This window comes from Nocardia sp. MH4 (assembly GCF_019266065.1).
GTDB classification, from domain to species: Bacteria; Actinomycetota; Actinomycetes; order Mycobacteriales; family Mycobacteriaceae; genus Nocardia; species Nocardia canadensis.
The window spans coordinates 61,938-87,657 of sequence record NZ_LPNR01000107.1 but is presented as its reverse complement, the minus strand read 5'-3'; the positions used below and the strand labels follow the sequence as shown (position 1 = coordinate 87,657).

General features: G+C 70.5%; 17 protein-coding genes. 10 read left to right on the top strand and 7 right to left on the bottom strand.

Annotated elements, in window-relative coordinates; genetic code table 11:
- The first annotated feature begins 10 nt into the window (after positions 1-10).
- From ATM97_RS19265 to ATM97_RS19235, 7 genes are all read left to right on the top strand, one after another.
- Positions 11-1,093 (top strand): hypothetical protein, encoded by a 1,083-nt coding sequence (locus ATM97_RS19265; protein WP_218719420.1) that lies wholly within the window; start codon positions 11-13, stop codon positions 1,091-1,093.
- A gap of 35 nt (positions 1,094-1,128) precedes the next feature.
- Positions 1,129-1,707, top strand: a complete 579-nt coding sequence (locus ATM97_RS19260) for a hypothetical protein (RefSeq protein WP_218719419.1) — start codon at positions 1,129-1,131, stop codon at positions 1,705-1,707.
- A 265-nt stretch (positions 1,708-1,972) separates the two neighbouring features.
- Positions 1,973-2,500: a DUF3558 domain-containing protein gene (locus ATM97_RS19255; protein ID WP_255588062.1), complete on the top strand. Its 528-nt coding sequence runs from the start codon at positions 1,973-1,975 to the stop codon at positions 2,498-2,500.
- A gap of 11 nt (positions 2,501-2,511) precedes the next feature.
- Entirely contained in the window at positions 2,512-2,886 is a 375-nt protein-coding gene (locus ATM97_RS19250) for a hypothetical protein (protein WP_218719417.1), read from the top strand.
- Positions 2,886-4,250, top strand: coding sequence for a hypothetical protein (locus ATM97_RS19245; RefSeq protein ID WP_218719416.1), 1,365 nt, complete (start codon positions 2,886-2,888; stop codon positions 4,248-4,250). The genes ATM97_RS19250 and ATM97_RS19245 overlap by 1 nt, the downstream gene beginning before the upstream one ends.
- Positions 4,247-5,062, top strand: a complete 816-nt coding sequence (locus tag ATM97_RS19240) for an ESX secretion-associated protein EspG (RefSeq protein WP_308248551.1) — start codon at positions 4,247-4,249, stop codon at positions 5,060-5,062. The genes ATM97_RS19245 and ATM97_RS19240 overlap by 4 nt, the downstream gene beginning before the upstream one ends.
- Positions 5,063-5,064: 2 nt before the next feature.
- Positions 5,065-5,298: a hypothetical protein gene (locus ATM97_RS19235; protein WP_218719415.1), complete on the top strand. Its 234-nt coding sequence runs from the start codon at positions 5,065-5,067 to the stop codon at positions 5,296-5,298.
- A 97-nt stretch (positions 5,299-5,395) separates the two neighbouring features.
- On the opposite strand, the gene ATM97_RS19230 is transcribed toward ATM97_RS19235, so the two are convergent.
- From ATM97_RS19230 to ATM97_RS19205, 6 genes are all read right to left on the bottom strand, one after another.
- Positions 5,396-5,728: a VOC family protein gene (locus ATM97_RS19230; RefSeq protein ID WP_218719414.1), complete on the bottom strand. Its 333-nt coding sequence runs from the start codon at positions 5,726-5,728 to the stop codon at positions 5,396-5,398.
- A gap of 116 nt (positions 5,729-5,844) precedes the next feature.
- Entirely contained in the window at positions 5,845-10,545 is a 4,701-nt protein-coding gene (locus tag ATM97_RS19225; protein ID WP_218719413.1) for a non-ribosomal peptide synthetase, read from the bottom strand.
- Between the two features lie 28 nt (positions 10,546-10,573).
- Complete coding sequence (locus tag ATM97_RS19220; RefSeq protein ID WP_218719412.1) at positions 10,574-15,628, bottom strand: non-ribosomal peptide synthetase; 5,055 nt, start codon at positions 15,626-15,628, stop codon at positions 10,574-10,576.
- A gap of 14 nt (positions 15,629-15,642) precedes the next feature.
- Complete coding sequence (gene nbtC / locus ATM97_RS19215; protein WP_218719411.1) at positions 15,643-18,795, bottom strand: nocobactin polyketide synthase NbtC; 3,153 nt, start codon at positions 18,793-18,795, stop codon at positions 15,643-15,645.
- On the bottom strand, positions 18,788-20,113 hold the full coding sequence (locus ATM97_RS19210) for a polyketide synthase (protein WP_218719410.1): 1,326 nt from the start codon (positions 20,111-20,113) through the stop codon (positions 18,788-18,790). Before ATM97_RS19210 ends, nbtC begins: the two co-directional genes overlap by 8 nt.
- Entirely contained in the window at positions 20,110-20,862 is a 753-nt protein-coding gene (locus ATM97_RS19205) for a thioesterase II family protein (protein WP_218719409.1), read from the bottom strand. Before ATM97_RS19205 ends, ATM97_RS19210 begins: the two co-directional genes overlap by 4 nt.
- A 255-nt stretch (positions 20,863-21,117) precedes the next feature.
- On the opposite strand from ATM97_RS19205, the gene ATM97_RS19200 reads away from it, so the two are divergent.
- Positions 21,118-21,783 carry a GNAT family N-acetyltransferase gene (locus tag ATM97_RS19200; RefSeq protein WP_218719448.1) on the top strand — a complete coding sequence of 222 codons (666 nt, stop codon included), beginning with the start codon at positions 21,118-21,120 and terminating at the stop codon, positions 21,781-21,783.
- Positions 21,784-22,021: 238 nt separating this feature from the next.
- Here the strand turns inward: ATM97_RS19200 and ATM97_RS19195 are convergent, their stop codons facing one another.
- Positions 22,022-23,311, bottom strand: a complete 1,290-nt coding sequence (locus tag ATM97_RS19195; RefSeq protein WP_308248552.1) for a SidA/IucD/PvdA family monooxygenase — start codon at positions 23,309-23,311, stop codon at positions 22,022-22,024.
- A gap of 156 nt (positions 23,312-23,467) precedes the next feature.
- Here ATM97_RS19195 and ATM97_RS19190 point away from each other — a divergent pair, with 156 nt between their 5' ends.
- Both ATM97_RS19190 and ATM97_RS19185 read left to right on the top strand, forming a co-directional pair.
- Positions 23,468-24,175 carry a siderophore-interacting protein gene (locus tag ATM97_RS19190; protein ID WP_218719407.1) on the top strand — a complete coding sequence of 236 codons (708 nt, stop codon included), beginning with the start codon at positions 23,468-23,470 and terminating at the stop codon, positions 24,173-24,175.
- Positions 24,176-24,289: 114 nt separating this feature from the next.
- The gene (locus tag ATM97_RS19185) at positions 24,290-25,648 is read left to right on the top strand and encodes a hypothetical protein (RefSeq protein WP_218719406.1); all 1,359 of its coding nucleotides are present in this window, start codon (positions 24,290-24,292) and stop codon (positions 25,646-25,648) included.
- Positions 25,649-25,720 lie beyond the last annotated feature (72 nt).

The window sequence follows — 25,720 nt, the reverse complement described above, 5'->3', positions numbered from 1 at the left end:
GCGGCCTGTCGTGAACGCAGTCCTGTACTCGGTGCAGTTCGAAAAAGAACTCGACGAGCATGTCGTCGACAGGATCGCGTACGCGCTCTTGACAGAGCCACTCGCCACATTGACACCAGAGGAGGAGTACCAGTCGCTCTCCAACGGCCTCGCGACGGGGGCGCCCCTTCCAGCACTGGTGCAGATGCGCCAGGGGGAAGGAGAGCTGCGAGAATTCTTGAGTCGAGTAGTTGCACGCATGGACGAGATGCGCCCGTGGCCGACGTTACCTTATGTCCTATTGCCCGAAGACAGCGTGTCGTCCTTCAAAAATGCCGCGCCGATCGCACGCATATCGTCCAGCGTCGACGACATCCAAGCCCGGCTATCTCGCGGATTCTATTGGGGCACAGAATACGGAATCTTCCTGCCACTGAGGATGGCGTCGGGGAGAATTATCGGCATGTTCACCCCGTTCTGGGACGACAGCGACGACATCGTTCTCGTCGATGCGACACACGACCCCGAACCGAATGCTGTCATCGATGAATTGCTCTCCGTCACGCGCATCGATCCCAGTCGGGTTACCCGTTTGACCGCCGACGAACTGGAGCAATTCACCGAAGACTACGCGACCACTCCGATTCAAGACAGCTTTCGCGGCGAGAGCCTCCTCGGAAATCCCGTGTGGGGCAACAAACAAGTCGCGTACTTGACGCCCAGCGAACGGGAATCTTATCGGATTACCATCCGCGACGGTTTGCTCTACGACGCTCACGGACGACTGCTGGACACGAGCGATGCCCGCACGCTGTGGTCCCCCAACGGCGGGCGCGCGATTTTCGTGATGGATGGAAGTGGCGCGCTCTACTCTTCACCGCACCACATCCTCGGCGAATTTCATCACTCGAGTTTCCTCGCGGGCGAACCGGCGGCCGGCGCCGGTGAGATCGATGTCAGGCAGGGCCACGTTCGACTGATCAGCGATCAGAGCAGCCACTACCGACCGGCTCGACGCTTCACCGAGCAAGTTGTCGACAGCCTTGCCCGACAGGGTGTTCGGGTCGATGACCTCCAGGTCGAATACCACTCGCCGCCGGACCGGACGTCGTGAACGGTCCGTGTCAGCCCGACGCCGAAGGAGGCAGTGTGCCCGAGAGCAGGCGCCTCGCTACCGAGGAACAGGTCATCGGTTACCTGCGAAGGGCGCTGAACACTCCCGGAGATTTCCTCGTCTGGGAAACTCCGACGATATGGGTTTGCCAGGAGAAGCCTCATCCGGCGAATGAGCGGCCGGCACAGCAGGGCGACACAACGATGCCACCGGACCCAGGTGGTGGTTACAAGGTGTACGGGATCGAGAAGAAGAACGCGCATATTCATCTCATCGGCCAGAACCCACCGGATCACCCCGTCCACCTGCTCGACCGCGCGAACTGGGACAAGGCCTACTTCCGAGTGGGACTGATCCACCCGGAGCCCTGGCAGGTACGGATCGAACTACTCCGGGATACCGGGCGAGTACTGACGGTCCGAGCTCGATGCATCTCCCGATCCGACCCGCCTCAGCCACCGATCGACCAGCGGGTCAGCATCGACAAAGTGACCAGGAAGATCGACTACGGGATGATCCCGGCGCCCCCTGTCCTGATCCAAGCGGTGACGAAGGCCCGGCACTCGCTCTCCGACGGCGAGCCATGGCCGGTGGCAACAACATTCGACATCTGAGCACATACCGCAGGTAACTGTGGTCGGCGAAGCGCGAGGACGAAGGTCCACCGTGGGGATCTCCCCGGTGATCCGGCGTGCCTCGGAGACCGAGGAGGTTGTGTTCGGGTCGGGTGGGTATCCGTAAGGTCGTCGGGGATGGCGGACGGCCGCAGGCGGGGATGGAACCGGTCGGGGGTTGGGTGCGTCTAAGGATGTAGTGGCGGGGAACTGTCGCATCTGACCAGGTAGGAGAGCTGTGCGAGGCGTTGTGGTGATACGGGCCATGGTCTGTGGGCTGGCCGGTGTGGCGGTGCTTGCTGGGTGTGGGGATACCGAGCAGGGGGCCGGCGCGCCTACGAAGGCGGGGGCGACCGAGGTGTTCAACCCGTGTCGGGGGGCGCTGTCGGATGAGGCGTTGCGGAGTGCTGGGTTGGACCCGGCCACCAAGAATGTTCTCACTGATCCACCGAGTGGCGAATCGTCCTGGCGGGTGTGCAGCTGGAAGCCCCTCGACGACCGATTCGGGTCAGGTCGCAGGATGGTTGGAGTGTTCTCGACGAGCCACACACTCAGCGATGCGCGAAAGAAGGACGGTGCTGTCGTGTTGCGCGATACCACCGTCAATGGCCGACCCGGCCTGGTTTCGCAGGAGACGAGTGACCCGGACTCCTGCTACGTGTCCTTCGAAGCTGAACAGGGAATGTTCGAGATTCGGACGTCGTGGTTGAGCAAAGAGGGTCCGCGCATCGGCGATGCCTGCGAGATGTCGGAGAAGTACGGTGCGCTGCTCGAACCGCACCTGCCGAAGTAAGGGGAACGGCCATGACTCAGGACCATGCGGGCTACTGGCGCGATATGAAGGCGCAAGCGATCAATGGTGAGTTCAAGATCGAGGACGGCCTCGGACAGGCGATCGCCGACGTCATAAATCAGTACATCCTCGATTTGGAGGACCAGAGGAGCAACGCGACCGGTCTCGCTCGACTGAACGGATGGGGCGATCTCCCCTCCGCCACTGCCATCCGAGAAAAGCTCGAAGGCAAAGCCTCGGCCGAAAACTCGGCGGTCAAACGCCTGGACGAGCACATCGCCATCGCCCGCGATCAACGCGACACCTTCCTCGCCGCCATCGGCAAACTGCAGGCCGTCGACCAGCAGACCGCAGGCGCGCTGGGCGCGACGGGGGCTGGTCTCTGATGGGGTTCTGGAGTGGCCTCACCAATGGCGTCGGCGCGTTCGGTGAGTTCCTCGGCCATGTGGGCACGCTCGGCGCTTTCAAGGTGATGGACAACTACGACCGGGCCGATGAGTTCAGCCGGCTCGATCAGCAGGGCCGGGAAGCGTGGGAGGGCGACCGGGCCATCATCAGTGACGAATGGTCGCGGCTGAGTGCCAATTCCGGTCTGACGATGGACAAGGCGGCGATCACCTCGCCCGAACCGTTCAGCACCTGGTCACACCAGCAGATCTGGCAGGCGCTCAACGGCGAGGACGGTAGTTCGGGTGTCGACGCGACGGCGGTCAATGCCGGCGCGGACGGTTGGCGGCGGCTCACGACCGGGACCGAGACCGCGGTGACCAACTACCGCAACAGTTTCGAGCGGGTGCTGTCGGAGAAGTGGTCGGGGCAATCGGGGAACGCGGCGATCGAGGCGGTGAAGAGCTACACCACCGACGCGACGAAGTTGCCGACCGCGTTCCAGATGGTCGCCAACGGGATCGACCACATGCAGGGTCTGCTGGGGCAGTCGAAGATCGCGATTCCGAAGCCGGACGATATTTCCGGCTTCGACGAGTTCATCAGTCACATCCCGGGCAATGGCGTGGTCAAGGCGGCGAAGCATCGCGCCACCGAGGCGGAGGAGGACGCCCGGCTCTTCATGATCGGCACGTATCAGCCGGGTTCGGTCATCGTCGACAGCAAGACGCCGGTTCTTCCGCTGCCGCAGAACAACACCGAGAATCCCGGCGACGGCGATCCCAGGACCCGCAACGGCAACGACGGGACCACCAACGGGACCACCAACAACAACGGCACCACGCCGGGAACCGATCCCGCTGGGACGCAGGAGAATCCCGGGACGACCTCGCCGCAGACGACCGATACCGGTGACGATCAGAACGACGACGGCACCGACGACAGCAGTGACGACGACTCGACCTCGCCCAGCAGCACCGATCCGTCGGCGACCACGCCCGCCACGACGACGCCGGGAACCGGGCAGCCGACGACCCCCGGTGACACCAAGACCGGCGGCTCGCCCGGCGGAGGATCGCCCGGATCCGGTGTGTCCACCGGCGCGGGCGTGCCCGGTGCGGGGCGCAGTGTGTCAGGCACGCCAGGTGGCGCGGCCTCCGGCGCTCGCGCGGCGACGGCGGGTACCGCCGGTGCGCGGGGTATGAGCGGCATGCCCGGCATGATGGGCGGCGGGCGTGGTGGCAACGGCAAGGACGACGAGAACGAGCACACCAGCCCCGATTACCTCATTCAGGATCGGGAGAGCGAGCTCATCGGCCAGTTGCCGCCGACTCTGCCGCCGGGTGGAGTGATCGGCGCGTGAGCTGGGAGCAAGCCTTGGAGGACAGGGAACCGACGCGGGGCGAGCAGGTGCCGCTGGGCCGCTGGCGGCTCGACGCGCACGCGTTCGCCATCGGCGTCGAGGGGCACGGGCGGGACCGGCTGCCGTATCCGCTGACCTTTCGCCCCGAGTTCGCGGAGACGATCGAGATCCATGCCGAGCGGCGTCGGGCGGCCGGGCTGCGGCTGCAGCAGGTCTACGACCAGCGGCTGCACAAGGTGTTCGGCGCGCTGCTCGAGCCGGAGGTGCGGGTCGAGATCGAGGGCCTGTGCGGGCCCGGTCAGACCGAGGTCGTGCGGGCCTACGCGGGGATCATCGAGGATCACGCGGCCTTGGCGGTGCAGGCGCACGGGCCGACCCGGGACGAAGGTGGCGATCTCACGCTGAGCATCGTGCCGCTGGCCGACCTGGCCGCCGAGATCGTCGCGGCGCTGCCGCGCGTGCCGGGCGGGACCACGCCCCGCTTCGAGGGGCGCCGCAGCGATCTCGACGCGGCCACCTACGCCAGGCATCCGACCCGCCTGTCCACCGTCGAGCAGACGCAGCGCTTCTTCCGCCGGGCCCGGATCGGGACCGGCGAGATCACCGTCTACCCGGGCTACCAGGTCGACGCTCGACCCACCGGCGACGGCAAGGCTTTCCTCTGGCTGGACTACCCCGACGACGGCCGATACCTGCTGCAGCACCAGGGCCCCGACGAGTTCACCGTCATCCCCGGCCCACCCGCCGAACTGACCCACCGGCTCGCCCGGCAGATCGCGATCTGCGCCGACCGACGGTCCGGTCGGCGCTGACGATGGCGATCTACCTGGTCTTCCGGCTGCGTTCGGAGGCGGACGACCACGTGGTCTACGAATACGCCGGGGTGGACCACGTGTTCGACCGGACGGTCGTGATCAGAACCGCCGACTACGCCGTCAGCACGCCGGACGGCGAGAGGGGCGGGCCGGCCGCGCGCGTCGCCGGAACGGCGATCCACGGGCACCGGACCTCCGGAACATGGCTGAAGGTCGGCTCGCAGCAGTCGTAGTTCGAGACAAGCGCCACTGCATTGTCATCGCTGATACCTCCGACCTGATCGACGCCATCGCGGCCCGGCCCCGGAGGGGGACGCCCGGCCGGGATGTCTACTTCCCGCGGAGGCCGAAGGGGTTGCCGTCGGGATCGGTGAGCACGCAGACGCGCAGGCCGGGGGCTACTTCCCGGGGTGCGGAGTGTTCGGTGGCGCCCGTGGCGAGCAGGGCGGTGCGGGTGGCGTCGACGTTCTCGACGTCGGTGAAGGCGATGGGGCCCGCGCCTGCGTCGCCCTGGGGGTTGAGGCTGATTTCGAAGCCGTCGACGTTGTAGCCCACGTAGTAGGGCTCGTCGGTGTGGGGAGTGCCGTAGAGGGCGGTGTAGACCTTCTTGGCCGATTCCAGGTCGGTGACGGGGATGACTACGGCGCCGATGGTGGGGCTCATCTTGGCTTCCTTCCGAAGGGTGTCGGTGAAGAACGTGATGCTCCGTCCGCCAGCCTAACCACCGGAAACGGCGAAAGCGGGCAGCCGGGGCTGCCCGCTTTCGCCGGTGTCTCGCGTCAGATGGCGTCGGCCAGAGCGGCGATCGCCTCGGTCCAGAGGTCGGCGAAGCGTGCCGCCTGGGCTTCGGTGAACAGGGCCGTGCTCCAGCGGAAGTTGGTGGTCAGGGCGGGGCCGTCAGGGGTGGTGCCGATGCCGGCGATGACGTCGACCGCGTACCGCAGCGGCAGGTCGGGTTCGGGGTCGAGCGGCAGGGCCGCGTCGTGGGCGCCGACCAGCAGCGACCAGGGGTTGCCCTCGGTGCCGGAGAGGTCGATGCGGCCCAGGTAGTTGAACTCGACCTGGGGTTCGGCCGCGCCGCGGAGGTCGGGAACGCGGTCGACATAGCGGAGCAGGCCGTAATCGAGGCCCTGGTGGGGGATCTCGCGCAGATGTGTCGCGACGCTGTCCAGCAGAGCGCGGGTGGCGGCCGGATCCGCTTGCGCGCGGGCGACATCCACCGCGTGCTCGCCGACACCGAGGCGCACGGGGAACACGCTGGTGAACCAGCCGAGGGTGTTGGCGGTGTCGGTGCCGAGTTCGGCGTCGGCGCGACCGTGACCCTCCAGCGCGATCAAAGCGCCTGCGGCGGGGTCGTTTCCGTTGTCGGCGTGCACCGATGCCATGGTCATGGTGAGGGCGGTGAGCAGCAGCTCACGGACACCCTCGTCCTTGCCCGCGCGGGCCAGCAGACGTTCGGTCAGGGCGACCGGGGTCGCGACCGTGCTGACGCGCAGAGTGGACCAGGTGTCGGTGGCCGGGGCGGGCACTCGCGCGCCCAGCGCGGCGTCGGGCGCGGCGACCTGGGCGGCCCAATAGTCGCGCTGGGCCAGCACTTCCGGTTCGGCGGCGCGCTGCCACAGGGCTTCGGACCACTGCCGGTAGGAGGTGAACTCGGGCAGCATCTTCGGCGTCACCCCGGACTGGACCTGCTGCCACGCGGCGGCCAGGCCGTCGATCATGATGTGCCAGGAGACGACGTCCACGGCGAGGTGATGGATCGCCAGTAGCAGGACGTCACCGTCGGTCCCGGCCACACCCGAGGTAGTGCCGCCGACCGCCGCCGCGGCATCCGCACCGGCGGCATCCGCGGCGCTCCTCGTCCCCGCGAACCACACCGCCCGGACCATGTCGCCCGCGCGCGGGTCGATGGCGTCGTTGGCTGTGCGCGCGAATTCGGTGATGGCCGAGTCGAGTTCGGCACCGGTGAGGCCGCGCGGCGCCTCGATGACGACATCGGCGGCCCGCACCGCACCGGGCGCCCTGGTGACCATGCGTGGTCCGTCGGGAGTGTCGGTGAGCACGGCGCGCAGGGTGTCGTGCGCGTCGAGCAGGGCTTGCAGCGTGGCTTCCAGTCCGGCGCGGTCGATTTCGGCGGGCAGGCGCAGCAAGGCGCTCTGGGTGAAGCGGCGGTAGTTGCCGTACTCGTACATCCACGACACCACCGGCAGCGGCGGAACCACCCCGTAGGCGTCGGCGCCGGACTGGGCGGCCACGGCCGGGCCGTCGTCGGCCGCGGCGGCGAGTTCGCGAATGGTGGGGCAGGCCAGCACCATTCGGGGATTGAGCGCGATGCCGCGGCGCCGGGCCTTGTTGACCAGGGAGATCGCGACGATGCTGTCGACGCCGAGCTCGTAGAAGTCGGCGTCGACGCCGGGGGCGCGGCCGTCGAACAGTTCGGCGAAGACCTCGCTGAGCGCGATCTCGGTGGGGGTCTCGGCGGCGGCGTTGCCGTCGGCGGCCGAGAGGGTCCGCTCGGCGAGTTCGTGCAGGGCGTGCCCGTCGAGCTTGCCGTTGACGTTCACCGGCAGCTGCTCGAGGACGACGATCCGCGCGGGAATCATGTACGCGGGCAGGCGCTGGGCCAGGTCGGCGCGCACCCGGCTGACGACCACCGCGCGTCCCGCCTTGCCGACGACGAAGCCGACCAGCGAGGCGCCACCGGCGCGCCGCACCACGGTCACCGCGGCGGTGTCGATGTCGGCGGAGCGGCGCAGGGCGGTCTCGATCTCGCCGACCTCGATGCGGTAGCCGCGCACCTTGACCTGCGCGTCGGCGCGGCCCAGGTAGCCGAAGCGGCCGCCCGGCAGCCTGCGCACGAGGTCGCCGGTGCGGTACATCCGCTGACCGGGCCGGTGCGGGTCGGCGCAGAAGCGGTCGGCGGTGATGGCGGGCTTGCCGAGGTAGCCACGGGCCAGCTGCACGCCCGAGAGGTAGAGCTCGCCGACGATGCCGGGCGGCACCGGGCGCAGCCGCGAGTCCAGGACGTATCCGGCCATGCCGCCGTTGGCGGTGCCGATGGTCGGGATCTCCGAAGTGGCGACCGGGGCGACGACTGCTTCGACGGTGGTCTCGGTGGGGCCGTAGCAGTTGTAGACGGCCGTGCCGGGCAGCGCGCGCAGGCGAGCCCACAGGGCGGTGTCGATCGCCTCGCCGCCGAGTGCGAGCACCGGCAGCTCCCGGTCGAGCAGGCCCGCCGCCGCCAGCTGCGCCAGCATGGACGGGGTGGTGTCGATCATGTCGATGCCGAATTCGGCCATGCCGGAGACGATCTGGTGCGCGTCGCGCATTTCCTCGGCGTCGAACAGGTGCAGCGCCTGACCGGCGAAGAAACCGACCATCGGCTGCCAGGACGCGTCGAACCCGAGCGACCAGGCGTGCGCGATCCGCAGCGGGCGGCCGAGCTTCGCCATCGCGGGGCGGTAGAAGCGCTCCAGGTGATCGGCGAAGTACCCGGCCAGGGCGGCATTGGTGCCGACGACGCCCTTGGGCTCGCCGGTCGAGCCGGAGGTGAAGATGATGTAGGCGCTGTGCTCGAGCTCGCGGCGCACCGCGGGGGCCTGCGCGGGGCGGGCGGCGACGCGGTCGACGACGGCGGGGTCGTCGAGCAGCAAGATTTCCGTCGATCGCTGATCGACCCGCGCCGAATCGTTCCCGGCGCGGGGCGACCCGGCATCGATCGCTTCCGATCCGCCGAGTCGGTGACGGTCTCCCGCCGAACCGTGGGCGATACCGTCGAGCAGCGCACGATCCTTGCCGAAGGCGATGGCGAGCACCGGGTTCGACTGACGCAGAATGGATTCGATGCGGCCGACCGGCAGCGAGATATCGACCGGCACATAGGCGGCCCCGGCGGCGAAGGTCGCAAGGATGGCGACGATCGACGCGGTGCCGCGCGGGAGCATCAGGGCGACAACGGTTTCCGGTCCCACTCCGTGAGCGGCGAACTCCCCCGCCAGCCGGCAGGCCTGATCGTGCAGCTCGCGATAGGTGAAGACCTCACCCGAGGTGGTGGTGAGCGCGGTCGCGTCGGGTGTCGCTGCGGCCTGGCGCGCGAACAGTTCCCACGGTGTGGCGGTCGGCGCGGGCGCGATATCGGTTGCCGCCGAGCGTAGTTCGGCGTGCTCCTCGACAGTGAGCAGGTCGATCGCGTCGAGCGTGGCCTCGGCGTCGAGCCCGGGCAGCGCGCGCAGCACCGCGACCAGGCGAGCACCGAGATCGGCGGGGTCGAGGTGGCCGAGCAGGGCCGGGATCGCCTCGACGAGGACCAGCAGATCGCCCTCGCTCAGGTGCGAGACGACGGTGAGCGGGTAATGGGCCAGGCTCTCCATCTCGATCGGCCGGAACCGCGCGCCGTCCGGCGCGGTGACGGTCTGGATGGCGTCGTCGATCGGGGCGTTCTCGAAGACGAACAGGGTGTCGAACAGCGATCCGTGCCCGGCCGCGCGCTGCAACGTCGACAGGCTCAGGTAGCCGATGTCGCGCATGGCGGCCGACTCCCGTTGCAGGCGAGCGCATTGCGCGACAACCGGCTCGGCGGGCTCGAGGCGGTGCACGACCGGGACGGTGTTGATGAACAGCCCGACCATGCCCTCCACACCCGCGAGCTTCTCGGGGCGGCCGGAGATGGTGGTGCCGTAGACGACATCGCGACGATCGGTGATCCGGCCGAGCAGCAGCGTCCAGGCGAACTGGACGGCGGTATTGAGCGTCATGCCGTTGGCGCGGGCCCAGCGCTGCAACCGCTCGGTCTCGGTGGCGGACAAGCGGAGTCGCGTGGTCTGCGGCACGGCGGAACCGCGCTCGCCGGTGCCGTCGGCGAGCACCAGCGGTGCGCTGACCCGCGACAAGTACTCGGCCCACCGGCGGGCGGCGGCGTCGTGATCCTGGGCGCCGAGCCAGCCGATGTAGTCGCGGTAGGGACGCGGGGCGGGCAGCCCGTCGAGGCTGCCGCCTGCCTGGTAGACGGCGAGCAGTTCGGTGAAGAACACCGCGACCGCCCAGCCGTCCATCAGAATGTGGTGCGCGGTGAGGATCATTCGCTTGCGCGGCTCTGGCGCGTCGGTGACGTCGAGCAGCAGCACCCGCAGCGCCGGGCCCCGGTTGAGCGCGAACGGCACGCGCCGCTCGGATTCGGCGATCGCGTCGAACTCCGTGGTGCGCGCGTCGCGCTCGGTCCAGGGCAGCTCGGCGCGGGACGGGATGATCTGCACCGGCTTGGGCACATCGGTGTCCCAGAACGCGGCACGCAGGTTCGGATGCCGGTCGAGCATGGCCTGCGCGCTGCGGCGCAGCAGCTCGGCGTCGAGCGGGCCATCGATGTCGACCACGAATTGCATCGTGTACAGGTCGATCTCGGTGCCCGCCAACCGCGACAGCGAGAAGAGCCCCTCCTGCAGCGGGCTCAGCGCCAGCACGTCCTCGATCTGCGGGGCACTCATGCGATGTCCTTCCGTCCCTGCGTGTTCACTAGCCCTGCGCCTGCCAGGCCGCCGTCAGCGCCGACAGCGCGTCGGCCTCCAGGCCGGAGGCGCTCATCGGGGCGTGCGAGACCTGTTCGGGCTCCTCGGCGTTCGGCTGCTCCGCGGCGGCGGCCGCGTCGACGGCGGCGGCCAGTTCGGTGATCGTGAAGTACTCGAACACCATCTGCGGAGTCAGCGGCAGGCCCAGCGCCGCGGCACGAGCCGACCACTGGATCGAGATGACGCTGTCGCCGCCCAGGGCGAAGAAGCCGTCCTCGCCGGTGACGTCGTCGATCTCGAGCAGTTCCTCGATCAGCGCGATGAGCTGACGCTCGGTGTCGGAGTCCGCCGCGCCCGCACCCGCGGTGGTGGCGGCGGCGATCGGCGCCGGTGCGGCGAGCAGCCGGTCCAGGTCGGCCTGCGGCAGCACCCGCAGCTCGGCGACCGGCAGGTCCGGCGTCTCGGCGAAGGCGCGCAGGGTGGCGGCCAGCGCGTCGGCGATCAGCGCGGCCGTGGCGGGGTCGTAGAGGTCGGCGTTGACGACGACGCGCACGTCCATGCCGCCGTCGGCGGTCACGTTCAGGCTCAGGTTCAGATCCAGGAACGAGACGTCGAAGTCGGCGGGCAGCACGGTGACCGTCGAGGCGCCCGAGGACGCGAACGGCAGCGTGGTCGGCGCCCAGTCCGCACCCCGGAAGTGGATCATGCTCTGGAACAACGGGTTCCGCGAGCGCGAGCGGCGCGGGTTGAGCGCCTCCACGAGCCGCTCGATCGGCAGCTCCTGATGCGCGTTGGCGTCGAGGACGACATCGCGGGCCGCGCTCACGGTGTCGCGCAGGGTGGGCGCGCCCGAGAGGTCGTTGCGCAGCACCACCATGTTGGCGAACAGGCCGATCAGGCCGGTCGTCGCCGGATCGGTGCGCGCGGCGACCGGGGTGCCGAGGGTGATGTCGGTGCCGCCGCCGAGGGTGTGCAGCAACGTGGCGACCGCGGCCTGACACACCATGAACTCGGTGGCGCCGCTGCGCATCGCCAGCGCCTCGAGCCCGGAGCGCACGCTCGCGGGCAGCGCGAAGGTGACCACCTCGCCGCGCTTGCCGAGCACCGGTGGACGCTGCCGGTCGTGGGCGACGGAGATCTCCTCGGGCACGCCGGCCAGCGCGGTCTTCCAGTAGTCGATCTGGGCCATCGCGAACTCGCTGGGCGCGGCCTGGTCGAACAGCTCGCGCTGCCACAGGGCGTAGTCGGCGAACTGGATCGGCAGCGGCGCCCAGCCGGGGGCGCCGCCCTGCTCGCCGCGGGCCCGGTAGGCGGTGGTCAGGTCGTCGAGCAGCACGCCGAAGGAGGCGTGGTCGGCGACGATGTGGTGCACCAGCAGCGAGAGCACGTGGGTGTTCGCGTCGAGCACCAGCAGTTCGGCGCGGAGCAGCGGTTCACCGTCGAGGGTGAACGCGTAGCCGGCGATGGCCGCGAGTTCCGCGGTGAGGTCGGCGGGCGCGATCTCGCGGATCGGCAGCGGCACGGCGGTGGCGGGATGCACCACCTGGTACGGGACGCCGTCGTGTTCGGGGAAGGTGGTGCGCAGCGACTCGTGCCGGGCGACGACGTCGTCGAGCGCCGAACGCAGCGCCGCGATGTCGAGCGCGCCGTCGAAGCGCAGGGCCAGCGGCAGGTTGCCGACCGAGCCCGCGCCCTCCATGCGGTACTGGAACCACATGGCCAGCTGCGAGTACGACAGCGGGACGCGCTCGCCGCGCGGCCGGCCACCGATCGCCGGACGGCCCGGATTCGCCTGCGGTGCAGCGCTTTCGACCGGCTCCTCGACGGTCTCCTCGGCGGAGTCGACGGCGTCGAGGTCGATGTCGAACTCGGCCAGGAAGCGGGCCACCAGATTCGCGGCCAGCGCGGCCGGGGTCGGGCTGTCGAAGACGACGCGGACATCGAGCTCGACGCCGAACTCCGCACGCACCTGGGCGACGAGCCGGGCGGCGAGCAGCGAATGCCCGCCCAGCTCGAAGAACGAATCCTCCGCGCCGACCTCGTCGAGCCCGAACAGCGTGCCGAACAGGGCACACATCTTGCGCTCGGTGGCGGTGGCGGGCGCGCGATGGGTGCGTGCCACGGCGGGGGTCGCGGCGGGCAGCGCGCGCTTGTCGAGCTTGCCGTTGACGGTCAGCGGGATTTCCGGGATCACCGCGAAGGCGCTGGGCACCATGTACTCCGGCAGCCCCGTCGAGGCGAAGGCGTGCACCTGTTCGAGGTCGATCGAGTCCTCGGCGGGCACCACGTAGGCGGCCAGCATGGCGCCGACGGCGGGGTCTTCGGTGACGATGACGACGCAGTGCGCGACGGCGGGATGCGCGGCGATCGCGGCCTCGACCTCGCCGAGTTCGATGCGGAAACCACGCACCTTCACCTGCTCGTCGGCGCGGCCGACGAACTCGAGCTCACCGAAGCTGTTGCGGCGCACCAAGTCACCGGAGCGGTAGAGCCGTGCGCCGGGGGTGAACGGGTCGGCGACGAAGCGCTGCGCGCTCAGCGCGGGACGGTCCAGGTAGCCGCGGGCGAGCTGGTCGCCGCCGAGGTAGAGCTCGCCGACGACGCCGTCGGGCACCAGGTGCAGCGCCTCGTCGAGGACGTAGGTGTAGACGTTGCGGTTGGGGATGCCGATCGGCACGACGCCGGTGCCCTGCGGGCCCGCGACCGGCATGTGGGTCGAGCAGACCACGGCCTCGGTCGGGCCGTAGTGATTGCGCAGTTCGGCGTCGAGGGTGTTGGCGAAGCGGTCGGCGACCTCACCGGGCAGCGCCTCACCGCCGACCGGGACCTGACGCAGCGACTGCCATTCGCTCACCTCCGGCAGCAGCAGGAAGGTGCTCAGCATCGAGGGCACCATGTGCAGCACGGTGACCTGGCGGCGGGTGATCAGATCGGCGACGTAGCGGATGTCGCGGAAGGCGTTGGGCTTGGGCACGATCAGCTGCGCGCCGACCGTGAGCGTGATGGCGATATCGACCAGCGAGGCGTCGAAGCTCACCGACGACGACTGCATCAGCCGGTCCCGCGCGGTCATGCTCCAGTCGGCGGTGAAACACACGATGTGCTCGGCGATCGCGGCGTGCGGCACCGGAACGCCCTTGGGCTTGCCGGTCGAGCCGGAGGTGTAGATGACGTAGGCGAGGTTGGCGGGCAGCAGCGGGCGCAGCCGGTCCGCGTCGGTCGGCGCGGTCGCGGGCAGCTCGGCCGCCACGGCCTCCGCGGCCGCCAATTCCACCGCACCGAGCAGCAGCCGGGGGCGGGCATCCTCGACCAGGTACTCGATCCGGTCCTGCGGGTAGGCCGGGTCGATCGGCAGGTACGCGCCACCGGCCTTCAGCACGGCGAGCACGGCGACGATGAATTCCACCGAGGTGCCCAGGCGCAGGCCGACGATGTCCTCGGTGCCGATGCCCTGCCCGATCAGCCAGTGCGCCAGGCGGTTCGCGCGCGCGTGCAGCGCGCCGTAGCTGAGCTCGAGGTCGTCGGAGGCGAGCGCGGGGGCGTCGGGGGTGGCGGCAGCGGCGGCCTCGAACAGCGCGACGAGGGTGGTCGCGGGCTGGTCGACGAGCACGCCGTGCGAGCGCTCCAGCAGCGCGGCGCGGTCGGCGGCGCCGAGCATGTCGAGATCGGCGAGCCTGCGCCGCGGGTCGCGCAGCGCGGCGTCGAGCAGTCGGCCGAAGTGCGCGAGCAGCTGGTCGACGAGCGATTCGGCGAGCACGTCGGTCTGGTACTCGGCCTCGACCACGGCGGTGCCGTCGTCCTCGAGCACGATCGCCAGGGCCAGCGGAACCTGCGCGCTCACCGCGCCCAGTTCCAGCTGGGTGGAGCGCACGCCGTCGATGGCGAAGCCGTCGGCGCTCTTGCGCACGCTGAAGCCGAGGCGGACCAGCTGGTCCATGCCGTCGCGGCCGGCGACGCGATCCGGGTTCGCTTCGCGGACCACCCGATCGATGCCGACGCCGCGCCGGGCGAACGCGCCGGCGCAGGTGTCGCGCACGGCGGCGACGAGCTGGGCGAAGTCGTCGTCGGCGCCGAAGGTGGCGCGCAGCAGCAGGGTGTTGCCGAAGTAGCCGATGAGCTGTTCGGTGCCTGCCGGGCGATCGGTCACCGGGATGGAGACGAGGAAGTCGTCGGCGGCGGTGTAGCGGTGCACGAGCGCGTCGAAACCGGCCAGCAGCACCATGAACGGGGTCGCGGCGTGCTCGCGCGCGAACTGCTCGGTGCGGGTGACGAGGTCGGCCGGGAGGCGGTGGGTGCGGCGCTGGGCCTGTCTGCCGGGCGTCGCGGCAGGCGAACCGGGCAGTTCCAGCGGCTCGGGCAGCGGACGCAGGGCCTGGCGCCAGTAGTCGATGTCGGCGTCGGCGGGCTCGTCGGTGGACGCGATCGCGGCGAACTGGACGGTGGCGCCCGCGCCGGACCCGGCGCGGTAGGCGGCGTTGAGCTCGGCGAAGAACACCGACCAGGAGTCGTCGTCCCAGCAGATGTGGTGGATGGCGAACAGCACGACGTGCTCGTCGGCGCCGGTGCGGATCAGGGTGGCGCGCACCGGGAGTTCGGTGCCCAGGGCGAAGGGACGGCCGAACTCGCGCCGGGCCAGCACCTCCACCCGCAGGTCACGCCCGGATTCGGCGAGGTCGGTCAGGTCGTGGGTCTGCCACTGCGCGCGGGCGTCGTCGGTGAACACCTGGTACGGCTCGCCCTCGGCGTCCGCGCCGTAGGTGGTGCGCAGGATGTCGTGGCGGGCCACCACGGTGTCGAACGCGGCGTGCAGGCGCTCGCCGTCGAGCGGGCCGGTGAGCCGGTAGGCGACGCAGATGGACAGGGCGGTGTCGTCGGCGTCGCGGGTCTGCAGGAACCACATGCGGCGCTGGCCGGGAGTGAGCGGACGGCGCTCCCCCGCCGCGATGCGCGGCACGGTCACGGGTTCGGGAGTGGCGGCGGCCATGCCGCTCGCGCGCAGCTTCTGCTGGAGCAGTAGCTTGCGGCGCTCGGCGACGGACAGTGTGGCTTCGGTGTCAGACATGTTCGTTCGGCCCCTCAGCCCTGGTTGATGTTCTGTGCCATCAGCAGCACGACGTCGTCGAGCGACGCGCCGCCGAGAATCGCCGCGACCGGCAGATCGCGATCCAACTCCGCCTTGACCCGCTTGCGGAAGTCCAAGGCCTGCAACGAGTCGAGGCCGAGCGCGACCAGCGGCATGGTGGCGTCGATCGAGTCGGCGCTGTCGCCGCCGATGACCTTGAGCAGTTCGGTGCGCATGCGCAGATCCAGCGGGGTGCTGTCGGCCGCGGGCGCATCGTTCACGGCGGGTGCGGGCGCCTGGGCCGGGTCGGCGGACCCGGTCGCCGACGACTCCGCCCGCGCCACCGGCGCACTGGACTCGAGCCCGGTGAGCACACTGGCCTGCCCGAACGCGCCGAGCACCTCCCGCAGGAAGTCCCAGTCCGCGGCGATGATCATGCCGTCGCGGGCGGGCAGTGCGAGCCCAGCCTCGATCGCGTCGGCGGGCGCCATCGGGAACACCCCCGCCTCTTCGACGCGGGCGAAACCGGCGTCGTCGAGCGGACCGGCGACGCTCCACAGACCCCACTGCAGGCTGGCCGCGTCGATGCCGCGGGCCCGCAGCCGGCGAGCGGCCACATCGAGCATCCGGTTGGTCACCGCGTAGAGGATCTGTCCACGTCCGCCCAGGGTCGCCGCCATGGACGAGCACAGCAGCACCCGCGCGTCGGCCGCCAGCGGGGCGGCCTCGATCAGGTTGTCCAGGCCACGCAGCTTGGCGCCCGCGGCGGTGCGCACATCCTCGGCGGTGATCTCGCCGAGTTCGGCGTCGACGTAGTTCACCGCGGCGTGGATCACCAGATCGACCGGCCGATCGGCGATCTCGGCGCCGAAGGCGGCCACCGCCGCGACATCGCCGACATCGCAGGCGCGCACCACGATCTCCGTACTGCCCAGCGCGCGCAGCCGTGCCAGTTCGCCTGCCAGCGTGTCGGTCTCGCCGCTGCGGCTGAGCAGCGTGATTCGACCGGCGCCGGTGCGCGCCAGATGGTCGGTGAACCGCAGCCCGAGCTGACCGGTGCCGCCGACGATCACCACGTGATCGAGATCGGTGCCGAGCGCACCGGTCTCGGTGGCGGTGTCGAGCACCAGCCGCTTCACGAACATCTTGCCCGCGCGCAACGCCAGCTCGGCCTCCCCCGTGGAGTGCACGGCGGCGACGATCTTGGCGGCTTGCGCGGCCGCGGGTTCGGACGCGGCGAGATCGAGATGGCGGAACAGGATGCCGGGGTGTTCGATGCCGACACTGCGGAATCCGGCGGTGACGCCCGACTGGAACAGCGCGGGAATCGGATCGCCGCCGAGGACGGTCTCACCGCCGACGGTCAGCAGCCAGCACTCGCCGCCGGGGCGCAGCGCGGTCAGCGCGCCCGCCCAGGCGCGGTCGGCGTAGAAGGCGCTCAGCGCGTCGACAGCGGCGGCGGTGTCGTCGTCGGCACTCTCGGGGAGCAGGACGACCACGGTGTCGGCGGCCGCGCCGTCGGTCAGGGTGAAGTCGGCACCGGCGGCGAGGTCGGCCGGGCCGAGCACGCGCGCGCCTGCGCCGTGGCGGTCGGCGGCCGCGAGCAGCGCGGTGGCGAGGTCGGCGCACTCGCCGGTGTGGTCGACGAGCAGCAGCGCGCGCGGCGCGGTGAGCGAGCGGCGCTGCAGCGGGCTCCACTGTTCCACCAGCCGTTGCGGTTTCGGCGTGGTGACGACCAGCTCGGCCGGTGTCTCGTGCGCCTCCAGCGGCGCCCACAGCCGCTTGGGCGCGGCAATGGTGTGCGGGAAATCGCGCAGCGGCAGGGTGACGGTGTCGTCGACCCGCAGGGCGTCCCAGCGGTAGTCGGCGTCGAGGACGGCGACCTGGGCCACGTTGCGGGCGAACTCCGACAGGCCGTCCGCGGTGCGCAGCGAGGTACCGAGGACGCGGAAATCGTGCGGGGGCAGGCCGGGACGGTTCGGGACCAGGCTCAGGTTCTCCTGCAGGGCCAGTTGCAGCACCGGGTGCTCGGCGACCTCGATCATCAGGTCGACGCCGTCACTGCCCGCGCTGACCACGGCGCGGTCGAACCGGACGCGGTTGCGCAGGTTCCAGTACCAGTACTCCTCCTGTTTGAGGTCGGGCGTGATCACCTCGCCCAGGGTCGCTCCGTAGCAGGGGATCTCGGACGGGGCGAAGTTCGGCGCGCTCATCTCGTCACCGAGGAAGCCTTCGAATTCGGTCCGCACCTCGGCGACCATCGAGGTATGCGCGGGGAAGGCGACCCGGATCTCCCTGGCGAACTGGCCGCGCTCGGTGGCCACGGCCACCAGTTCGACGACGGCGCCGCGTTCACCGGAGATGGCGATGATGTGCGGCGAGTTGACCACCGCCAGCTCGGCCCACCCCGAGTTGCGCGCCATCAGCGCTTCCACGCTCTCGCGGTCCATGCCGAAGACCGCCATCGAATAGCCGCGCGGGGACAGCCGGTCCGCCAGCAGGGCCCGATGGGTCACCGCGAGCACCGAATCACGCAGCGTCATCACGCCGGAGACCGCGCCCGCGGCGAGCTCGCCCTGGCTGTGACCGATGGTCGCGTGCGGGCGCACGCCCGCCGCCTGCCACGCCGCGGCCAGGCCGGTCATGTGGAACATCAACGCGGGCTGCACTTCCCACACCGTGTCGTCGTAGCGACCCTCGTGGCCCAGCAGATAGTGCAGCGGCTTGGAGTGCCCGAAGCGCTCGGCGTGGATGGCGGCGCACTCGTCGACGACGGCGCGGTAGGCGTCGGACAGTTCGTAGAACACCGCGCCCATGCCGGGGCGCTGACTGCCCTGACCGGGGAAGACGAAGCCGACGCGGCGCGCGCTCGCGGCGGTGTCGGCCCGGACCACCGACGGGTGGTCGATGTCGGTGGCGATCGCGTCGAGTGCGGCCGTCAGGTCGGTCCGGGCGGTGTCGGTCGTCGACGGCGGCGCCAGCACCAGGGCGCGCCGGCGACGGGCGACGCGGGTGCGGAACAGCATGTCCGCCAGGCGTTCCGGTGTCGCCTCGGGATGGGTCTGGATGTAGTCGCGCACGGCGGCGGCCTCGGCGCGCAGTCCGTCGATACTGTCGGAGGACAGCAGGACGGGAACGGTGCCGTCGGGCAGACGGTACTCAGCCATGGTTGGTCTCCTCCAGCACCGGCAGGCCGACGATGGCGTGCGCGTTGGTTCCCGCGACACCGAACGAGGACACCGCGCCGTAGCGGATGCCGTCCGCGCGCGGCGCCCAGTCGGTGAGTTCGGCGGCGAGCCGCAGACTGGTCGCGTCCCAGTCGAGGTCGGTGGTCGGGGCGTCGGCCCACAGGCTCGGCGCGATCGTGCCGTGCGCGCCGCACAGCAGCACCTTGATCAGGCCGAGCATGCCCGAGGCGGCCTGGGCGTGGCCCGCGTTGGACTTCACCGAGCCGAGCAGCGGTCCGTCCGCGCCGCGCTCCGGATCGCCGTAGGTGGCGGCAAGCGCGGTCAATTCGAGCGGATCGCCGACGGCGGTGCCGGTGCCGTGGCCCTCGATCAACCCGATGTCGTGCGCGCTGATCCCGGCGGCGGCGACGGTGGCCTCGATGAGCCGCTGCTGCGCCTGCGCGCTGGGCACCGCGATCGGCGCGCCCGCGCCGTTGTGGTTGACCCGCGAGCCGAGCAGCTGCCCGTAGACCCGGTGTCCGAGCGCCTCGGCCCGCGATTGCCGTTCCAGCACGACCACGCCCGCCCCCTCGCCCCACAGCGTCCCGGTCGGGTCGGCGGCGTAGGAACGGCAGTGACCGTCGGTGGCCAAGGCGTTGTTCTTGGAGAACTCGTAGAACGCGCCGGGCGAGCCCATCACGCAGACGCCGCCGGCCAGCGCCCAGTCGCATTCGCCCGCGCGAATGGCCGAGGCGGCCTGATGGACAGCGGTCAGCGACGAGGCGCAGGCGGTGTCCACGCTGATGGACGGGCCGACCAGGCCGAGCCCGTGCGAGATGCGTCCGGCCACGGCGCCGAGCGCCGTGCCGGTCGCCCGGTAGCCGCTGTACTCGGTGACACCGGCCACGCGCGGCCCGTACTCGGTCGCCGAGACACCCATCCAGACACCGGCCGGATCACCGTCGAGCGCACCGGGATTGAGGCCGGCGTGCTCGAGCGCCCGCCAGGCCACCCGCATGGCGACCCGCTGCTGCGGATCCATGGCGACGGCCTCGCGCGGGGTGATGCCGAAGTACTGGGCGTCGAACTCGGTGGCGCCGACGAGGAAGCCACCCGCGTCGCGCACGGGCGCCCAGCCGTCGAGCCTGCCGAGGGCGAACAGCTCGTCGAGCGGCCACTCGCGGTCGCGCGGGAACGGGCCGATCAGTTCGCGGCCCTCGGCCAGCGCCGACCAGAACGCAGGCAGGGTGTCGACGCCGCCGGGCGCCTCGACGCCCATGCCGACGATGACGATGGGGTCGGGGGTGGGCTCGCTCATCGGGTGAGCGCCTGACCGGCCAGTACCTCGGCGATGCCGTCGATGTTCTCGTCGATGTAGAAGTGGCCACCGGCGAACAGATTCACCTCGGCCTCGGCGCTGGTGCTGGTCTCCCAGGCGTAGAGATCGCGGGGGCCGACGAACGGATCGTCGTCGCCGCCGAGCACCAGCAGAGGCGCGGCGACCTGGACGTCCGGGCCGCAGGAGTAGGCGTCGAAGGCGCGGTAGTCGGCCTTGAGCACCGGCAGCGCCATCCGCATGACCTCACGGCTGGCCATCACGTCGGCACCGGTGCCGTTGAGCGCGGCCATGTGGTCGAGCAATTCCTCGTCCTCGGTGGGATGTCCGGGAAGCTCGGCGATCCGGTGCGGTGCGGCCGCCGCGGAGGTCACCAGCAAACGCACGGGCAACCCGGCGGCTTCGGCCAGCCGGACGAACTCGAACGCGACGATGGAACCCATGCTGTGACCGAAGACGGTCAGCGGGGCGCCGGTGTCGTGGGCGGAGCCACGGAAGGCCTCGAAGGCGCCTGCGGCGAGTTCGGGCAGGGTCTCGGCGGCGGCTTCGCGCACGCGGTCCTGCCGACCGGGGTACTGCATCACCACGGTGTCGAAGTCATGGGCCGTACGCTTGGCGAACACCCGGTAGGCCGAGGCGCCGGCGCCCGCGTGCGGGAAGACGATCAGCGGCGGTAGGGAGTCGGTCCGGGGGGCCTGGAATTGCCGGATCCAGCCGAGTTCTCTTGCCATGTCGTTCTCCCTCACCGGTCGCGCACACGCTGCGCGGCCGTTTCGCACTGTCCAACGCCGTGCCGACGCACGGGCCCGCCCGGCGCAGTCGTCCGGGACCGGGGCGAATCCTGTTGCGCCCGAAGCCGACCCGGTTCGGTCGTGCCCGGCAACCACCGGGCGATCGGTCGGGCAACAGTAACACCCGGGCATTAGTATAGGCTAGCCTTACCAACCGAGGTGACCAAGGTAACGATCGAACGGAGCACCCAGCAGATGAACCCCGCCGGGACCCCCTACGTGCTGCCCCGCGAGCAGGCCGACCTGCCCGCCGAGGTGGCCGCCGCACCGGCGCCGACACTGCCGGTCTTCGCCGCGCCCTTCGCCCTGCGCGTAGCCGACCCGGACGGCACCGATCCCGAGCTGCTGGCCGAGTGGATGGCCCGACCGCACCTGCTCGAATCGTGGGAGCAGGACTGGGACGCCGACCGCCGCCGCGAGGATTTCCGGGCCCAGCTGGCCGGAACCTACTCGCGCCCCTGCGTTCTCAGCCTCGACTTCGCCGTGCTCGGCGAGCCGGAGCTCGGCGTGCGCGACATCGCCTACCTCGAGTTCTACCGCGCGGCCAAGGACGAGATCGGCCGGCTCTACGACGCGCAGCCCGGCGATATCGGCTTCCATATCGCCACCGCCGACACCCGGGTGATCGGCAAGGGCATCATGTCCGCCTGGATCTCGACCATGGCCGCCGCCGTCTTCGCCGCCAACCCCGACTGCCGACGCATGCTCGGCGACCCGGATCACCGCAACCAGGCCATCTGCCGCAGCTTCGACAAGATCGGCTGGCACCGCGTCGGCGAATTCGACGTCCGCCCCACCCGCCGCATCGCGCTCTACGCGACCCCGCGCACCCCGACCGACCTCCCGGTCCCCGCCTCCTGACCGGACCCCCACGCCCGCCCTCGACAGGGACAGGGACAGGGACAGCGGCACACCAGCGCTCCAACAAACCCAGCCACCCACGCCCGACCCCTAGGGAGGGCAGGCCGACGCAGTCGGCCGTCGGCGGCCGTCCCGCCGGTCAGGCGCCGTGGCGCACGCGACGAAGGAGCAAGCCACGGCGCCTGACCGGCGGGACCCAAGGGGCCGCCGACCTCGAGCGCGCCAGCGCTCCAACAACTCAGCACGCCGCGAGGTGGACCGCGCCGGCACGGGCCCGGGCGGGTTCGGTGCGCAGCACGCGGTCCGAGAGTTCGCCCAGGCAGCTGAGATTGGGGAAGCCGGGGCCCTGTGCCATGGCGGCCATGTTCGGCAGGTACAGCTTGCCCGCCAGGCCGGTGACGGCCAGGTCGTAGCCGATCGAGGACTCGATCCGCTGCTGGGTCAGCGGGCCGCCGACGGCGAGCTCGAGCAGGTCGGCGGTCTGCTGGTCGAACATGTCCAGGAACCACAGCGGCTGACCGCCGGTGGCGTCGACGACCAGGTCGAAGTTGTGCACCTGATCGGCCCGCAGCTCGTTGGTGAGGGTGAGGGCCAGCACCTCGCCCTGCGGCACGATCTTGGTGACCCGGCCCTGCAGGTGGTGCACGCGGCTGTCGCCGAGCAGGCTCTCCTGCACCCGCACCGAGAACACGCCGCGGTCGGTGCGCCGGATGACGTCGCGGCGTTCCTGGATGCTCAGCGCGTTCCACTTCACCGGATCGCTGAACAGCGAGTTCTCGAAGAAGCTCTCACCACGGGTGTAGAGGGTGGCCATCGGCGAGATCACCGAGATGGTGAGCATCTCGTGCCGGACCAGCTCGTCCAGGGCCGAGCCCGCGGTCTCGCCACCGCCGATCACCGCGGCGCGGGAGGCGGCGGGCAGGCCGCGCTTACCCGCGAGGTCCCAGAACTCGGCGATGCTGAGCACGCGCGGGTGGTCGGCCAGCGCGCGACTGCTGCGGCCGGGGCCGGTGATCATCAGGCCGTCGGCGGCGAGTTCGGTGCGATGGCCGTCGGCGTCGACGACGCCGACCTGCCACTGGTCGCCGATGCCGTTGCCGCCGTGGCGGATCTGCTCGACCCGGCCGAGCACGAGCTCGAGGTCGATGGACTTGGCGACCCACTGCAGGTACTTGGCCCAGACGTGGTGCTGCGGGCTCGGCCTGCCGCGGTCGATCCATTCGGCGTAGGTGCCGTGCTCGATCAGGAACGAGGTCCAGCTGAACGCGGCCATCGCCTGGTCGATGTCGCGATTGCGGCCGCGCGCCCAGGTGGAGTGGTAGGGGAAACCGATGTCCTTCTCGGGGCTGGTGCCGAGCCGGTGCTGACCGTCGGTCCAGCCGCCGCTGGGCAGCCAGTTGCCGCCGACCGCGTGCGATTCGACGACGACCACGCGCGGGGCGGGCAGGCCGAGGGTGCGCAGGACGTGCGATTTCGCCGCCACCGCAAGGGCTTTCGGCCCCGCGCCGACTACCAGGAGGGTCTCCACCGGTTCGTTCTCCACTCTCTCACGCATATCCGCGCCGGGATCGTCCACAGGGCGATTGCCCGGACACGATCCCCATATTTGCATAGGCTTACCTTATCTGGCTAGTACAGCCCTACCCGTGCAGACAAATTAGTGACCTTAGGCTAACCTAACGGCATGGGTAAGGGATTGAACGGCCTGATCACCAAGGCCTGGGGCGGCGCCGACTACAAGCTGACGGTGACATCCACCGAGCAGATCACCGACAAGTTCGTGCGGATCGGCGTCGACCTCGGCGGGTTGCTCGCCGACCACCCGGTACACCCGACCCAGTGGATCCGCCTGTGGATTCCGGATGCCGAGAGCGACAAGCTGCACCACCGCGGCTACACCCTCGTCGACCCGAACCCGGAAACCGACACCGCCTACATCGACTTCGCGCTGCACAACGGCCCCGCCGCCGACTGGGCCCGGCGCGCCGAGCCGGGCGACCCGCTCGACGCGACCGTCCTCGGCTCGGACTTCCAGCTGCCGGAGCAGACCCCGAGCGAGTACGTCATCTTCGGCGACACCGCCTCGCTGCCCGCCATCAACTCACTGCTCGACGCGATCGGCGACACCCCGGCGCGGGTCTGGCTGGAGTGGCAGTACGAGTCCGACCAGACCATCCCGGTGCGCAACAAGCCGCATCACCAGCTCACCTGGCTGCAGCGGGTCGACGACGGCCGCCTCATGCGCGAAGCCGCGCTGGAGATCAGCTGCGCCGCGGACGCGTTCGCGTGGGTGGCCTGCTGTGGACAGACCACCCGCTCGATCGTGAAGACCCTCAAGGGCCAGCACGCGCTGCCCAAGACCGCGATCAAGTCGCAGGCGTACTGGAAGTAGCCCCCGAGGACGACCAGCGGTCGGTCTCGGTGCTGATGCGGCCGGAGTAGGCGCTGCGGCAAGCTGATCGGACAAGTCGGGAACGCCCGAGCCGTCCGGATCGAAACGAGCGCCGTGTCCGTCATCGATGCTGTCTTGCTGGTCGCCACCGTGGCGCTCGCGATCACGCTGGTCGCGTCGCCACGGCTCGGCAGGCGCGCGGCGCCGTTCGCGCTGCCGGTGCTGATCCTGGGCGCGCTGCTGCTGTGGGTGCTCGCGGGCTACTGGCACTGGTGGCCGCTCTACCTGCTGATCGCGCTGATGCTCGCGTTCGTGCTGACCGATGTCGCCGGAGCGCGGCGGCGGGCGTGGTTCCGCGCGGGAATCGGCGCGCTGGCCGTGCTCGCGATCCTGCCGTGGGCGGTGCCGCCCGCGCCGGAACTGCCCGAACCCACCGGACCGTACGCCGTCGGGTCGGAGATCTTCCGCTGGGTCGACGAGCGGCGGCCCGAGCCGGCGACCGCCGCCGAGGAAGACCGGCGCAATGTGGTCGTCCAGGCGTGGTATCCGACCGAGGTCTCGTCCGGTCGCCAGTGGGTGTATCTCGACGGGCAGGACCGGTTGCCGTCGAAGGTGTCGGGTATTCCGGGATTCCTGCTGGCGGACACCCGGATCGACACCCACGCGACCGCCGACGTCGCCGTGTCGCCGGACCGGGACCGCTGGCCGGTGGTGCTGTTCTCCCCCGGCTACGGCGCGCCGCGCGCCTTCTACTCCGGACTGGTCGCCGACCTGTCCAGTCGCGGCTTCCTCGTGCTGGCGATCGATCATCCCTACGAGTCGGCGGTGACCGAACTCGCCGACGGCACGGTGGCCACTACGGTCGAGAACATCGCCGCCGACGACCCCGATGCCCTCCGCTACATGACCGAGCGTCTCGAAACCCGCACGGCCGACCTGCGATTCGTGCTCGACCAGCTCGCCCGGCCCGAGGTCCTCGGCCCGCTGCAAGGCCATGTCGACCTCGGAAACCTCACCGCCATCGGACATTCCCTCGGCGGTGCCGCCGCGCTGTCGGCCATGGCCGCCGACTCACGGCTCACCGCCGCGGCCAATCTCGACGGCACCCTCTACGGCGATCTGCCCGAGCGCGCCCTCGATCGCCCGGTGCTGCTGCTGGAGAGCGACCACGCCGTGACCGGGCATTCCCAGCGCTATCTCGACGGCAATCGCGCGGTGCTGGAACGGCTTCGCGCCCCCGGCTTCCGCTACGAATTCGGCGACGCCGACCACTACAGCTTCACCGACGTGCCCCAATTCCTGGCCGCCCCGGTGCGTTTCATGGCGACCAGGATCGTCGGCGGATCACGTACCCCGGCCGACACCCAGCGCACCGCCAACGACATCCTCACCCCGTTCCTGCTGGGCCGACACGCCGAGGTCGGCGCCGCCGCCGGTCATGCCGGGGTCACGGGCGGTCCGGTGCCGCGCTGACCAGACGTGGTGGCGGGGGCGGGCGATTTCGGCGAAGGTGGACAGCGGAACGCAGTACGGAACCCACACCCG